Origin of the sequence: Gemmata sp. SH-PL17, from assembly GCF_001610855.1 — a bacterium.
Lineage (GTDB): Bacteria > Planctomycetota > Planctomycetia > Gemmatales > Gemmataceae > Gemmata > Gemmata massiliana.
In genome coordinates, this window is the sequence record NZ_CP011271.1 from 6,091,063 (window position 1) to 6,106,012 (window position 14,950).

Below are 14,950 nucleotides of genomic sequence, written 5' to 3' on the forward strand. Positions count from 1 at the left end.
GATCGTGTTCGCGCTGATTATTCTCGCAGTCATCTTCGGGCTGTTTTTCGGCGTGCTGAAGTACCTCGCGCCGTTCACCGAGTGGGCTCGGCGCTGGCTCGAAGCGATCCGCGCGTGGTGGGCCAACCTGTTCGGTCAGAAGACCAGCACGGTCCGCAAGAGTCGCGCGGACGAAGCCCGGCCACTGGCGCCCGTGCGCCCGCCGCCCTTCAGCGCGTACTCGAACCCGTTCGCCGACGGCACCGCGGACGGGCGCGACCCGTCGGAACTCATTGCGTACTCATTTGAAGCGTTCGATGCGTGGGCCTGGGACCGCGACGCGGGGCGCGAACCGACCGAAACTGCGCTGGAGTTCGCGCGCCGAGTGGGAGAAGCGTTTCCCGATCGCGCGGAATCAGTCGCTCGACTCGCGAACCTCTACACGCGGATGGCGTACTCCACGCTCCCGATCCCGGGCAACGCGCTCGTCGTGCTGGAGGAAGTGTGGGAGGAACTGGTCCACGGCGCGGGTGTCGGGGTGTGAGGGGCGAACTCCGCCCACAAAAACCCACAGATCGAGCCGTTGTTTGTGTGCCCGCTCGCGCCCTCTTGTGGGGCGGGTTCACATCGTCTTCATTTGCGGCCGTTTCGCCTCCCGCTTTGTTCCGCTTTACTTGAACTCGATCGCGTGCATGGGCACGAGGAACACGATGTCTTCCGCGCGCACGCCGCCGGGGGCGACGTGACCGCCCTGATCGGTCCGGTCGGCCCCGACGCTCCACACCAGGATCTGGCCCGCGCTCACGGTGCGAATCATCGTATCGTCGGCCGGTCCGCCCCGGAGCTGAGTCGACGAACGGAGTTCTTCTCCCGGGGAAATTCGGTACCCGAACGCGCGCCCGTCGGAATAGGGATCGACGGGCGCCGCACGGAGGTAGCCCCCGGCAACGAGTTCCGCCAGCGTCGCGGGCGTGGACTTTCGATCCATCAGGTGCGCGCGGCACGCGAACTTGATGGCCCCCACCCGGCGCATCACCCGGAGGTAGCGCTCGGTTTCGACCACGTCCCCGATCGACCGGTTCCGGGCGAGGAACAATCCGGCCCCCGGGCGCCCCACTAAAAATAGCGTGTGCTGTAAAGATGGTCCCGGGAACCCCTGCTCGAACCCGAGGCCGACCAACCGGCGCGTGCGCTCGCGCTCCCACGGTACGGTCCACGCGAACGAAACCAGGTCCGCTTCCGCCGCGGCCAGTTCGTCGCTCCCGCCCGCCGTGACCAGATGGGGCGCGAGCCACTGGCCCGGTACTCGCATTTGTTCGCGGAGCACGTACCGGTCCGCGAGGTAGTGCGGCTCCACGTCCAGGTCGCCACCCGTGTCCCCCTCTTCCAACACCCGGATCACCTCGCGGAGCCGCTCGGTGGGTCCGGCGAACCGCTCCAGCCACCGGTCCGCGGCGAGGAGGGCCATGCGCTCGACCTCCAGTCCGACCACGAGCGCCAGCACCCCGGACCCGTGGCGCAGGTTCCGGACCAGGGCCATAACGGTGCGCAACGCGGGCAGGAACTCACCAGGTTCCCCGGCCGCCTGGCGCTGGAGCCCCCGGGCCAGCAGCGTGACGGCCATGCGGCGCGCGTTTTCCAAACTCGCCGCGGTCGCCGCCGCGGTGTTGACCAGTTGGGGCGACTCGAACACGCCAACCGGCTTGTCCGCCGCGCCCGCGGCCATCACGGGCCAGGGCGCCTCGTCCGCGGTCAAATGTGGGTCCAAAAACACGTGGTCCAACCACGACGCCAGCTCCGCGTCGTGGGCCGGCCACCCCTGGCGCAGCACGATCTCCAGCCGCTCGTCCACCCGTGGCCGTCCGCGCCCCCCGGGTTGACGGTCCGGCTCCGGTGCGACGGCCGCGGCCGCCCGCGCGTACCGTTCGGCCGCGGCGCGGAACTCGCGCCCCGCGACGTTCTCATCGAACCCCGGGAGCGAGTTAACGAACGCGATGTCGGCGGCCCCGCTCGCGTCGTCCGGGACTTCCAGCACCCGGTACCCGATACCGACCGCGAACGCGAGCAGCGCCGCGCTAATCCCGCCCACCAAGCGCAACAGCGGCCCGTGCTGGACGCCCCGGTCCGTCGTCCAGGACCGGAGAATCAGTCGCGCGGTGACGAGCAACACAACCGCCGGCAGCCACACCTGCCAGTGCAGCACGCCGCCCGCCAGCAGCGACGGCCCCCACAGCGCCGACAGGCACCCGCCGACCATCAGCGCGACCCCGCACGCGACGACCAGCTTGCGGAACAGCAGCCCGCACAAGTGCCCGGTCGCGAACCCGTACACGGCCGGCAGCAGGAGGTACTTCCACGCCTGCGGTCCGAGCTCGTCGAACAAGCGTTCGTGGAAGATAATGGCGAACGGCCCGCGCCCGTGGCCGAACCGCGTGTGCGATTCAAACTGCGTGCGAACCACGGACGGGAGGGCCACCAGGAACAGCAACCAGAGGACCAGGAGCAGGTGCAGCCCGATCTTCACGCGCCACACGCGCCCGAGCGGGAGCCGCCCCTCGGCCCAAAAGGGAGCGATCCGGTGCGCCTGTTCGTCGCCGAACGCGGTAACGCCCGCCAGCACCCCGGCGACGAGCGCCACGGGCGGCCAAACGAACACGGCCCGCACTTCGGGCATCAGGAACATGAACCCGAACGCGAGCGCGAACGCGGACAGAACGGGGGCGACCACCCGGAGCTGCCGCGTGCACAGCCACACGAGCGCGCGCGTGGTTGATGTCGAGTGCCCGCGGCGCGTCGCCCGGGCGCGGTCGGGCGCGGTGAACGCCCGGCCGGACACGATCAGCGGCGTCAGCAGCATGAGTACCTCGAACGCCACCCAGCCGATCGGCCGCGGGAAGTTCGATCCCCGCGGCGCGAACGCGAGGCAGATCGGCACGAGGAACACGAACGTCGCGATCGTCGCGGCCGGGATCGCGATCCCGACCGAACCGAGCGTGGTCCGGGCCAGCGTGGACCCGAGCGCCCCCCACGCGAACGCCAGCAGCCCGTACATCACGAGCCGCCCGGCGAACGAGAGATCGGCTAACCCCAGCGCCGCCGCGAGAACCAAAACCACGCAGGTCTGAACCAGTGCCAGGGCGAACCCGGCCACGAGTTTCGTCCGCCACAGCGCCCACCGCGCGGCCGGGAGCACCTCCAGGAACGTCATCGTCCCCGCCTCGCGCTCGGCCGCGAACAGCGCGCCCCCGCAAACCATCCCCGACGTCACCACGAGCATGAGCGTGGCCAATCGCCCCAATCCGAGTGATCGAACCACGTCGAGCGCCGACGCCCCCGACGACGGCGGATCGCCCAACTGCGCGGCCCCGACGAGCAACCCGCCGCCCAACACGATCAGCGTGAGGCCGATCACCCACTGCTCGCGGAACTCCTTCCACACGATGGCGCGGATCATGGGTACTCACTTCGCTGGAAGACAGTTCGTGTTCGGTTTGTGAGCCGAGCGCACATGAGCGTGCGAAAAAGTGCCGATATCGTTTTGTCTTGGTGGTCTTCTGTAGCCGGCCTCTGCGAGGCCGGGACGCCCTTTGTCTGCGGTTCCCCGCCTCGCAGAGGCCGGCTACAGAAAGCCACACGGAGCCGTGTTATTCGACCTTCCGAACCATCGGAATCACGCCGTTGTCGCCCGGCGCGCCCGATTTCGCCATCAGCCCGGCGTACACCTCTTCGAGCGACACCGACACGTCCTCGAAATCGGATATGTCCGCCCGCTGGCGCAGGGCCGCGACCGCTTCGGGGTGGGGGTCTTTCACGAGCACCTGCCAGAAGCGCCCGGTGCCGTAGCGCTCCAGGATCGTCCCGAGGCCGGACGGGTCGGGCGGGGCGTCGGTGAACCGCAAGCTGAGGCGCCGGATCTTCTTCCGCACCTCTTCCAGCGTCGTCGAGAGGATCATTTGCCCGTCGCGGAGCAGGCCGACGTGGGTGCAGGCCCGTTCGAGTTCGGCGATCGAGTGGCTCGTGATGAAGATCGTGCGCCCGCTCGCCGCGAGGTCCGCGAGGCTTGCCAGAAACTCGCGCCGCGTGAGCAGGTCCAGGCCGGAGGTGGGTTCGTCGAGCAGGAGCACTTCCGGGTCGGGTGCGAGCGCGAGTGCCAGTCCCACCCGCGCGTACCCGCCCTTCGAGAGGTCTTTGAGGCGCTTGTTGGAATCGAGCCCGAGTTTGCCCGCCCACTCGCGGTAGCGTTCCAGGAACCCGGGACGGTGGAACGATGCGGTGAACCAGCCGATATCGGCGACGCTCATCCACTCATAAAATCGCGGGCGCTCGGGCATGTACCCGACGCGGAACCGCAGTTCCGTGGCCTTCGTCCAGCAGTCCAGCCCGAGGATACTGGCGCGCCCGGTGTCGGGCGGCACCTGCCCCGTCAGGATCTTCATCGTGGTCGTTTTGCCCGCGCCGTTGTCGCCCAGGAAGGCGTACACGGAACCGCGCGGTACCCGCAGGTTCAGCCCGTCCAGGGCCGGTTTCCCGCGGTAACGCACCACGAGGCGGTCGATTTCGATCACGTCTTCGGGCATCAGCCACGCTCGCCTGCGAAGTGGAACTAAACGGACCGTGCGAAGAACTTCTCTTTGACCTGCGGGTTCACGACCCAGTCGGCCGGCCACTCGCCCGCGAGTAGTTTGACGATGGCCTGCGCCGGTACCCGCGCCATGTCCTGGCGCGACTGCTGGTCCACCCCGGCCGTGTGTGCGGTCAGGATCACGTTATCGAGTCCGAACAGCGGGTTCGTTTGAGGCGGCTCGACCTCGTACACGTCCAACCCCGCTCCGGCGATTTTGTTAGCTACCAGCGCGTCGTACAAGTCTTTTTCGTGAACCACCCCGCCGCGCGACGTGTTCAGCACGAACGCGGTCGACTTCATCAGTGCGAGCGTCTCGCGGTTGATGAGGTTCTTCGTGAGTGGCGTCTTCGGCACGTGTAGTGTGACGATGTCCGATTGCTTCAGCAGTTCGTCGAGCGGCACCAGTTTGACGTTATGGGCTTCCGCAAAGGCATGATCCGGCTCGATTTCGGTCGCGATCACGTTCAGATCGAAGGGAATCGCGCGCTTCGCTACGGCCTTCCCGATACGCCCGAGGCCGATGATCCCGAGCATCTTTCCCCGCAGGTTACCGACCGCCCGGCGCGGCCACAGCCCGGCCCGCATCTCGATGTCCTGCTCGCGCAGTTTCCGCGAGAGTGCGAGCATGAACATGAAGGCGTGTTCGGCGACCGCGTCCTGGTTCGTCCCGGGGGCGTAGCACACCGCGACGCCGTGGTCGGTCGCGGCTTGCAGGTCCACCGCGTCGTACCCCACCCCGGCGCGGGCGATGACCTTCAACCCCGCGTCCGCCGCCTTCGCGATGACCTCCCGCGTGTACGGCTCGCTGCCCGCGAGCGTCGCGACGCACCCCGGGAGCTGGGCCAGCAGCTCGGCCACGCTCATCTGTTTTTCGGTGAGAACATTGTCGCGAGGCGGATATTCAATAATGTAGCCCGCTCCCCGAAGAATGGGACCGTAAGTGAACTCGATCTCGCGGAGCGGAGCGGGAGCGACGAGGACGCGGCGACTCATGTGAGACAGCTTCGGTTCAGAAGAGGTTGGGCCGGGTATCGAATGCGACCGGGCCGGTGCGAACGCCGACCCTGATAACCCGTGTTACGAGAAGGATACAGATTCGCGTCCGTATTGCGAATACGGTGCCCGGAAACGAACCCGCGGTTACGAGTCTGTGTCCGTCCCGCCAAGCCCCAGACCCACAGATTTGAAGGCTTTGTTAAGCCCGGGGCGGTCGAAAGTTCGGATTAGGAAACAAAAGTAGGGGCTGGAGCGCATGTAATGCGCCGCATTTGGGGAATCGAGGCCATGTTGCTTGACGCATGACACAACCCGGCTGATGATACTTTTAGAAGGTGCGGGCGTCCCGCACCGCGCATCAGCCGGCATGGCTCGGTCGTCGAATCGACCCCGGAGGAAGGCCCACGACAACGGTGCATTTCACACCTGTTGGGACGCGGCACCCCGCCCCTCCGGAGGCAACACCCATGCCCTGAAGGAGGCCACTTGAACACCGCTACGTTGAACACGGTGAGCACGGTGCCCGCCCCACACTCCGCCCGCCCCATTAGCAGCGCCCTTCACCGGGCCTGCCTCGCGGCGAGAACCATCGCCGACAATAAGGGGCGCGACATTTTGGTGCTGGACCTTCGTCCCTGCACCCCCCTGTTCGATTACTTCATCATCGCCACCGGCGCCAGCCGCCGCCAGATTCACACCCTGGCTGAGGAAACGGACGCCGCCCTCCGCGCCGAAGGCGACATTCGCCTCGGCATCGAAGGGTACGAGGCGAGTAAGTGGATCGTTCAGGACTACGGCGACATCGTGATTCACGTGTTCGACCCCGACACCCGCGACTACTACAAGCTCGAAGAGCTGTGGGCCGACGCGATCAAGGTGGACTGGGAGCACGAAGACTAAACCCGTATCGCTCACGGGGCGGTCCCGTGAGCCTTCCTATAACGAACCTATCGGCCGAACCGCGCCTCTAAGGGGTGTCGGTTTCGGCCGATAGTCGCTTTAGTTGAGACCTCCGGGCCGCCGCGATGAACCTGCTGACGCAAATCCGCTCCCTGTTCGAGCCGGCGCTGACCGCACTCGCGCCGGACCAGGCGAAGGTGCCGGACCTGCTCGCCGCCATCAAGCCGGCCTCGAACGCGGACCACGGCGACTACCAGGCGAACTGCGCGATGGCGCTCGCGAAGGCGCTCGGCCAGAAACCGCAAGACGTTGCTAGGGCACTCATCGCCGCCCTTCCCGCCAACGACGTGTTGGAACCACCGACAGTAGCAGGGCCGGGGTTCATCAATCTGCGCCTGAAACCAGATTTCCTCGCCAAAGCGATCGCGGGAATTGCCACAGATCAGAAGCTCGGTGTCTCGCTCGCGGCGAAATCAAAGACGTTCGTAATCGACTACAGTTCGCCGAACGTGGCGAAACCGCTCCACGTCGGGCACCTCCGCAGCACGATCATCGGCGACGCACTCACTCGCGTTCTCCGCTTCCTCGGTCACACGGTCATCGCCGACAACCACCTCGGCGACTGGGGCACGCAGTTCGGTATCCTGCTCTACGGCTACCGCACGTTCCTCAACAAAGAGGCGTACAAAAAGAACCCCGTGCGCGAACTCGCGCGCCTGTACGTTCTCATCCGCAACCTCACGACGACCGTCGATATTCTGTCGCGCGGGTTCACGCACCACCGCGACGAGGCCGCGTTCCAGACGAACCCGGTCGCGGAACTGACGCGCGTGTACATCAACGGGCTGAAGCGCGCGAGCGATCCCGACGACGATGACGACGAGGGGGGGGCGAAAGGGCCGCCCGCTCCCAACCCGGTCGCGAATGCTTGTCGCGAAGAAACGGCGAAACTCCACGCGGGCGACGCGGAGAACCTGAAACTGTGGTGCGAGTTCATGCCGCCGTGTATGGAGGAGATCCACAAAGTTTACAGGAAGCTCGAAATCCTGCCGTTCGATCACGAACACGGCGAGAGTTTTTACCAGCCCATGCTCGCCGACGTGGTCGAATCGATTCAGGCCGCCGGGGTGTCGGAAGAGGGCGAGGGGGGATCGCTCATCATCCGCTTCGGACCGGAGAACGTGTCTCTGATCCGCAAGCGCGACGGCGCGTTCACCTACACCACCACCGACCTCGCGACGGTCAAATACCGCGCCGAGACATTCAAGCCGGACGTGGCACTGTACGTCGTGGATTTCCGCCAGGGACAGCACTTCGCCAACGTGTTCGAGGGCGCGCGCCGCTGGGGGTACACCTCAATGGCACTCGAACACGTGAAGTTCGGTTCGGTACTCGGCAAGGACGGGAAGCCCCTCAAGACGCGAGAGGGCGGGGCCACGGAACTGATGCAACTTCTCGAACGGGCCGTTGAACTCGGCGGCAGCCTGTTCGAGTTGATCCACTGGAAGCGCAGCGCGCAAGGGCACGACGTTCCGAACTGGGACGAATTCGCTGAAGAAGAGAAAACCAATATCGCATCGGCGATCGGAATCGGTGCGGTGAAGTACGCGGACCTGAGTCAAAACCGCACCACCGATTACACGTTCGACTTCGCGAAAATGCTCGCGACGAACGGTAACACGGCTACGTACATGCAGTACGCATACGCGCGCTGCCGCGCGATCTTCCGCAAGGGCGAAGTTGGTGAATCGCGTTTCCGCACCAACCCGCCGGCGCTGATTACTTCACACGTGGCCGAACGCGCGCTGGTGCTCCAGTTGCTGCGCTTTCCGGAAGCGGTTGAGGCCGCGGCCGCCGATTACCTACCGCACCTCATTACCAGCTACTTGTGGGATCTGGCGAAGAGTTACAGCGTGTTCTTCGAGAACTGCCCGGTGCTGAAGGCCGAGTCGCCAGAACTGAAGGACAGTCGCTTGCTGCTCGTCGATCTGGTCAGCCGGGTCATCAAACAGGCGCTCGATTTACTCGGTATTCGTGTTGTCGAGCGCATGTAATCCGTGTCCAAAGTCGTGAAGTTAGGTTCGCGAGTCTACAATGACTCGGACCGACTTTAGGACTTTAGACCTTACGACTTTGGACGTTACCGCAATGTTCGTCGATCGCGTTGAGTTGTTCGTGAAGGGCGGGGACGGGGGCCGCGGGGCCGCGTCGTTCCGCCGGGAAAAATTTATCCCGCTCGGCGGGCCGGACGGCGGCGACGGGGGCAACGGCGGCTCGGTCATCGTCCGCGCCGACCCGAACGCGGACAACCTCGCCGGCCTCACGATGAAGAAGCACTGGAAGGCCAAGAGCGGCGAAGCCGGGTCCGGGGCGAAGTGCGCCGGCAAGAACGCCGAGGGCATTGTGCTGCTCGTGCCGCCGGGGACCATTGTCCGCGACCGCGAGCGCGGCAACGTGCTCAAAGACCTGGTGCAACCCGGCGATGAGGTGATCGTCGCCAAGGGCGGGCGCGGCGGGCGCGGGAACGTCCACTTCAAAAGCTCGACCAACCGCGCGCCGCGCGAGTACGAGCCGGGCGAAGAGGGCGAGGAGCGCTGGGTCTCGCTCGAACTGAAGGTGATCGCGGACGCGGGCCTCGTCGGGTTCCCGAATGCGGGCAAGTCCACGCTGCTCTCGCGGGTGTCGCGCGCCACGCCGGAGATCGCGTCGTACCCGTTCACGACGAAGTCCCCGAACCTCGGCATCGTCACCATCGGCGACAACGGGTTCGTCCTCGCCGACCTGCCGGGGCTGATCGAGGGCGCGGCACAGGGCGTGGGGCTGGGCCACGAGTTCCTGCGGCACGTCGAGCGCACGCGGGTGCTGATCCACCTCGTCGAACCGTTCCCGACCGACGGCTCCGACCCCGTCAAGAACTACCACCTCATTCGCAAGGAACTGCGAGAGTACGCCGTGCCGCTCGACGGCAAACCGGAAGTGGTGTGCGTGAGCAAGGCCGAACTGACCGGCGCGAACGAAGTGCGCGACCAACTCGCCGCGGACCTCGGGCGCGAAGTGCTGCTCATCTCGGCCGTGACCGGTGAGGGGCTTCAGCTCGTGGTGGGCCGCGTGGCACAGATGCTCGATACCATCAAGCGCGAAGAGGCCGAAGCCGCCGCGCGCAAGAAGCCACTCGAATTCTCAACTGAGGGTGCGATCCGCACCACCGACTTCCAAACCACTTCGGTCACGAGCATCACCCCGCCGAGTGACGAGGCCAACTCGTGACGCCGGACGTGGTGGTGGACATCGGCAACACGCGGATGAAGTGGGGTCGGTGTGCGGGCGGTCGCGTGACCGAAATGGTGTCGCTTCCGCTCGACGAACCCGAGACCTGGAATGAACAGTTCGCCGCGTGGGAATTGCCAAGTCCGACGAATTGGGCCGCAGCGAGCGTGAACCCGGCCGTGAGCGAGCTGTTCCAGGCGTGGGTAGCAGCCACCGGTAGCACGGTGGCGTTTCTCCGCGATTTCCGCGACGTCCCGCTCAGTTACGCGGTCGACCACCCGGAGCGTGTCGGAATCGACCGACTGGTGAATGCCTTCGCCGCTCACTGTTTCGCCCACCCCCATCCCGCGATCGTGGTTTCGGTCGGCACCGCGGTCACCATCGACCTGATCGACGAACGAGGCGCGTTTCAGGGCGGCGTGATCCTCCCCGGTCCGCGCCTGATGGCCTATTCGCTGCACGCGCACACGGCGAAACTGCCGCTCGTCGACGCCGACACGCTCCCCACCGTCGTTGCGCCGGGTAAGAACACCACGGACGCGATCCTGGCCGGTATTCGCGCCGCGATCGTCGGCGCCACGATCCTGCTCGTCAATCACTACACCGAAGACGACGCGACGCCCTGGGTGTTCGTCACTGGCGGCGCGGCGGGCGATCTCGAACAATTCGACTTCGGCGCCCGGTTTAAGGGTACGCGCGCGCTGCCGTCGCTCACGCTCGAAGGGGTGCGCATCGCGGCGGAGGCGCTGCCGTGAGTGACACCGTTGTGTCACTGCTAACGCCCCCCGGGGCCGGGGCGATCGCCACGGTCGAAGTGCGCGGGCCGCGCGCGTGGGAACTCGCGCGGCAACTTTTCCGGCCCGCGGGCAAGCCGGTGCCAGAAGCACCCGAAGTGAACCGTTTCTGGTTCGGCACCCTTGGAAGCGACGAAGTCGTTCTCGCACGAACGGCCAGCGACACAATCGAAGTTCACTGCCACGGCGGGCGCCGGGTCGTGCGCTGGGTAACGGAACAGTTCTTGACGAACGGGTGCCTCGAACGCGCCGCCCACACACAGAACGAAGGGCACGACTTACTACAGCGCGCCCCGACGCTCCGCACCGCGTCCATCATCCTCGACCAACTCAACGGCGCGTTCGCGCGCGAAGTGCGGCGCATCCTCGCGCTACTCGAAACTGATCCTCCGGCCGCGTATCAATCGCTCCAACAACTCACCGAACTCGGTAGCACGATCGGCGCCCACCTGATCGCACCGTGGCCTGTGGTCGTTTCGGGGCCTCCCAATGTCGGAAAGAGTTCACTCGTCAACGCGATCGTCGGTTATCAACGGTCCGTCGTATCTGCAACCGCAGGCACCACGCGCGACACAGTGACCGCTCGCACGGCATTCGACGGGTGGCCGGTCGAACTGACGGACACTGCTGGATTCCGTGAAGCGCTTGGATTGGAAGCCGAGGGGATCGAATTGGCAGCGCGGGCACGGGAAGCGGCAGATGTCGTTCTCTGGGTTCTCGATCTTACGGATCCCGCACCCGTACTCCCGAGTTACCCAGACAACTACCTTCCCGTCCAAGAGGTGGTGATTTTCGTCGCTAACAAGTGCGACCAGCCACAAAAGTGGAGCCCAAACACGGTGGGTGCGATACCCGTCTCTGCTGTGACCGGAGAGGGGATTCCGAAACTCATCCAGCTCATCTCTCGTTACCTTGTCACGGATTGCCCGCCCAGTATAGCCGTGCCCTACTCGCCGCGGCTCATCGATCTCATTTCCCGCTCGTATGCGGTTTCGTTTTTTGGGGACTGGAGCGAAACCGCGCGCCTCCTCCACGAAGCGCTCGCGGAGGCCGAGTCGCATCACTTCGCTTCGCCGTTGGGCTTGTCCTCGAAGCCCTGAAGGTCGGCCAACATCTTGCGGCCGAGGTCCGGGTTCGTCATGTAGACGAATGCCGCGTAGCCGGTCAGCCGGGCCAGCGATTCGCCTTCCTTGAGCGGCTTACCGGTCTTCAGTTTGTGCAGCGCGGAGCGGAGCTGGCGCCGGAGCTTGCGCGGCGTGCGCGGCGCACTGTCGCCGTTGACCACCAGCCCCGTCACGCTCTGCCGGCCGCCGCTGCGGTGCACGCGGGTCTTCTCCGTTTTGACCTCGAACCCCTCCGATTCCACGATGCGCCGCGCGCACCCGAGCATCGAGCCGAGTTTCGGCGGCCCCTTGTGGTCCATCGGCAGGCTGAACGTGAGGTCGTCCGCGTACCGCGTGTAGCGCCAGCCGTAGCGCTTCGCGAGGCCCGCGAGCCGGCGGTCCAACCGGAGACACAGCGCGTTGGTGATCGCGGGGCTGGTCGGGGCGCCTTGCGGCAAGCAGCGCGGCCCGAGCGAGACGTAGTAGGTCTTCCCCTCCACGTTCACGATCTCGCGCGGCGCCTCGGTGCAGATTTGCGCGAGGAGCGTGCTGATGCCGTCCCGGTACCCGGCGCGGCGGAACACGCCCTTCACGCGCTTCACCGTGATCGTCGGGAAGAACTCCTTGATGTCCATCTTCAGGAGAACTTTCGGGTTCTCGTGAACCTGCGCGTTGCTGAGGATCGAGCGCCCCACCAGGAACCCCTGCGCGGCCCCGTGGACCGGCAAGCGTTCGACGATGTGGTGCAGGATCCACCGCTGGGCCGCTTTGAGGCGCTTCTTCGGCGCCCAGATGGGGCGCTCGGTGCCGTCGCGCTTGGGGATTGTGAACCGGACGTAGTGCAGGCTCGTGGCCGCGTCGCGGTGGTAGGCCATGCCCTTGAGTTGCGGGATCGTCACGCCGAGCGCCTCGGCCAGTTGCTCCGCCTTATCGAGCGCGGGCAGTTCGTTCTCGGCCGCGCGCTCCTCGCTGTTCGGCGTGTCCCACTTGTCTTCCTTCGGCTCGTCGGTCCAGAACACCCCTTCGCCGAGGTGGACAATGTGGTTCGCCTTGTACGCGCCCCACGTCTCGCGGCGCAGCTTCCGGCGCTCTTCGGCTTCCTGCTTGAGCGCCTTCTTGTAGGTGTCCTTCTCGCGGTCGGACATCGCGTCCGCGTCGCGGCGCGTGACGAGGAACCCGCGCTCGCGGAGCTGCCCGTCGATGTACGCCTTCATGCCCCCGGCCTGAACGATCAGGCGCCACAGGGTCTGTGCGTCGGGAGAGGGTGCCGGGGTCGTGGTGCTCATGGTGATCCGGGGAGCAATTATTCACCGCAGAGGACACGAGAGGGCGCAAAGACCAAGGACAGCACTGAAGAACCGTTTTTCGGTTTTTCTCTCGCGCCCTCTCGTGCCCTCTGCGGTGAGTTCGTGTTCTGGCCCTATTCCGCAATCGCGTCGAGGTATCCCTTGGAATCGAGGTCCGCGAGCTTGGCGAAGTACGCCTGGCGCGCGTCCGCCTCGCTGTTGAACCGCATCGTCTGGAGTCGCATGGTCTGGCCGCTCAGCCCCCAGCGGTACTTGATCTTGTCGCGCTCGAGCGAGATCTGGACGACGTTCTCGACGTCCCCGTCGCGCTTGGCGAACGCGCGCGTCTCGAACTTCACCGCGTCGTCGCTCTTGGCCTTCTTCGACTCCTTCTCCGCGAACACGAGCCGGAGCGCGATGAGGTGGACGCACGGCCCGCCCTTGATGCCCTGTTTGCGGAACGGCGCACAGGTGCAGGTCACCTTGCGCACCTGCCCCTCGTCCGCGAGCACCATCTGCGGGCGGTAGTCGCGCTTCTCTTCCGTGACCGTCACCGTACCCGTGAGTTCCAGCCCGATACCCGCGATCCGGTTCTCGCCCGTGATGCGCACCGCGCCGCGCCGGGTCAGGAGGTCGTGCGCGACCTTCTCGCGCTGGTTGCGGAACTGGAGCCGCGCCAGGTCGAGCGGCTGCGCCGTGAGCGGCCGGTGCCGGTACACGCCGTTGGCGATGTCGTACATCAGCTCGCCGTTCTGACACCCGACCTGCACAGCCTCGACGAGCGCCGCGCCCTTCACGCCCGTTTGCGCGGCGAGTTCCTTCGCGTCGGCCTTCCACTGCTTCCCGAGGTACTCGACCACCTTCTTCGTCGGCTCGCCGTCCTGCGTCTTGCGTGGCAGCAGGAGGTCAAAGCCCAGCGCGCTCGACCAGTTGGCGGAGGTGAAGCCGGTCAGCCCGAGTGTCAGCGTGATGTCCCCGCACCGGAACACCCAGAAGCTCGGCAGCCCGCTCCCCAACAGGTACACGTCCACGCTCTGCACGAACGGCAGCAGGCGCTTCATCGTCATGAGCCGCCGGCGCCCCCACACGCGGACGAGGCGCGCGGCCTTCCCGCGGAACACGTCGCCGGTGGTGGTGAACACAGTTTCCCACGGTTCGGCGACGATCCGCGGCTGCTGCGCCGGGACCAGCTCGAACCGCAGCCCGCGCTTCTTGCCCTTGCGGTCGCCGTTCATCCGCAGGTGCCGCAGCACGTTGTACAGGTCCATCGGCGAGAGCTGGACGTGGTCGAACGGCAGCGTCGCGGCGGACTGCACTTGCAGGAACCCGCGGAGCCACGAGTCGGGCACCTGGATCTTCTTTTCGAGGGTCGCGCCGCGCGTTTCCGGTGCGGGTTTCCCGGCGTCGTGCCCGATCGCGAACTTCGTCTCCCGGTACCCGCGGATCTGCTGCACGCTCGAATACAGCGCGTCGCTGAAGTCGATGTTCGTGGTGCCGTACTGCGCCGCACTGAGCGTGTCGAACGCCTCGCCCCGAAACGCGAGGCAGGCGTAGGTGCTCTCGTCCTTACCGAACACCTCGAACGTGATCTGGTCCGGGTGGACCGACACGACCGGGTCGAGGATCGTGAGCGCGGTCGGGTCGTTGCGCAGCATCCAGGCGAAGTACGCCTGCTGCGCGTGCCAGACGCCCAGAGGGGCCGCGTCGCGCTTCAACCGCAGGTACGCGATGTACTGCGTGCGGTCCTTGGGTGCGTACCGGTAATCGCTGCCGATGACGCCGTACAGCGCGGAGAGCGCCTCGCGGAACCGCAGCGGGTTCTTGATAGTGGCATCGAACCGCACCGCGGCGCGGTCGAGGTTGCCGAACATCTCCACCTGCGCGGAGTTCCCGCTCGTCAGTACGCGGCTCGCGCCCGCATACGAGAGGTGTGCCCCACTGGACGGCGCTGGTGGCGGGGCGTCGGTATCGAGTTCGGCGGTCGGCTCGGTCGTTGCCATC

11 protein-coding genes are annotated in these 14,950 nt (G+C 66.1%); 6 read left to right on the top strand and 5 right to left on the bottom strand.

Translation table 11 applies throughout. The features are described from left to right. Positions 1-4 precede the first annotated feature (4 nt). Entirely contained in the window at positions 5-523 is a 519-nt protein-coding gene (locus VT84_RS25095; RefSeq protein WP_162271846.1) for a DUF4129 domain-containing protein, read from the top strand. 126 nt (positions 524-649) lie between these two features. Here VT84_RS25095 and VT84_RS25100 read toward each other — a convergent pair whose 3' ends face one another. The 3 genes from VT84_RS25100 to VT84_RS25110 all read right to left on the bottom strand — a co-directional run bounded on the left by VT84_RS25100 (position 650) and on the right by VT84_RS25110 (position 5,596). Next, positions 650-3,433, bottom strand: a complete 2,784-nt coding sequence (locus tag VT84_RS25100) for a hypothetical protein (protein ID WP_082841420.1) — start codon at positions 3,431-3,433, stop codon at positions 650-652. Positions 3,434-3,623: 190 nt separating this feature from the next. After that, the gene (locus tag VT84_RS25105) at positions 3,624-4,556 is read right to left on the bottom strand and encodes an ABC transporter ATP-binding protein (RefSeq protein WP_052560282.1); all 933 of its coding nucleotides are present in this window, start codon (positions 4,554-4,556) and stop codon (positions 3,624-3,626) included. Between the two features lie 26 nt (positions 4,557-4,582). Next, entirely contained in the window at positions 4,583-5,596 is a 1,014-nt protein-coding gene (locus VT84_RS25110; protein ID WP_082841421.1) for a phosphoglycerate dehydrogenase, read from the bottom strand. A gap of 489 nt (positions 5,597-6,085) precedes the next feature. Here VT84_RS25110 and rsfS point away from each other — a divergent pair, with 489 nt between their 5' ends. The 5 genes from rsfS (at position 6,086) to VT84_RS25135 (ending at position 11,660) form a co-directional block, all read left to right on the top strand. Further along, positions 6,086-6,499, top strand: coding sequence for a ribosome silencing factor (gene rsfS / locus VT84_RS25115; protein ID WP_082841422.1), 414 nt, complete (start codon positions 6,086-6,088; stop codon positions 6,497-6,499). Positions 6,500-6,624: 125 nt separating this feature from the next. Continuing rightward, entirely contained in the window at positions 6,625-8,553 is a 1,929-nt protein-coding gene (argS, locus tag VT84_RS25120; RefSeq protein ID WP_082841423.1) for an arginine--tRNA ligase, read from the top strand. Between the two features lie 94 nt (positions 8,554-8,647). Beyond that, the gene (gene obgE, locus VT84_RS25125) at positions 8,648-9,766 is read left to right on the top strand and encodes a GTPase ObgE (RefSeq protein ID WP_082841424.1); all 1,119 of its coding nucleotides are present in this window, start codon (positions 8,648-8,650) and stop codon (positions 9,764-9,766) included. Beyond that, the gene (locus VT84_RS25130) at positions 9,763-10,521 is read left to right on the top strand and encodes a type III pantothenate kinase (RefSeq protein ID WP_052560279.1); all 759 of its coding nucleotides are present in this window, start codon (positions 9,763-9,765) and stop codon (positions 10,519-10,521) included. Before obgE ends, VT84_RS25130 begins: the two co-directional genes overlap by 4 nt. Next, positions 10,518-11,660 carry a GTPase gene (locus VT84_RS25135; RefSeq protein WP_082841425.1) on the top strand — a complete coding sequence of 381 codons (1,143 nt, stop codon included), beginning with the start codon at positions 10,518-10,520 and terminating at the stop codon, positions 11,658-11,660. Before VT84_RS25130 ends, VT84_RS25135 begins: the two co-directional genes overlap by 4 nt. On the opposite strand, the gene VT84_RS25140 is transcribed toward VT84_RS25135, so the two are convergent. Further along, positions 11,621-12,949 (bottom strand): reverse transcriptase family protein, encoded by a 1,329-nt coding sequence (locus VT84_RS25140; RefSeq protein ID WP_082841426.1) that lies wholly within the window; start codon positions 12,947-12,949, stop codon positions 11,621-11,623. The genes VT84_RS25135 and VT84_RS25140 overlap by 40 nt on opposite strands. Positions 12,950-13,083: 134 nt before the next feature. Then, positions 13,084-14,949 carry an SWIM zinc finger domain-containing protein gene (locus VT84_RS25145; protein WP_082841427.1) on the bottom strand — a complete coding sequence of 622 codons (1,866 nt, stop codon included), beginning with the start codon at positions 14,947-14,949 and terminating at the stop codon, positions 13,084-13,086. Position 14,950: the final 1 nt, after the last annotated feature.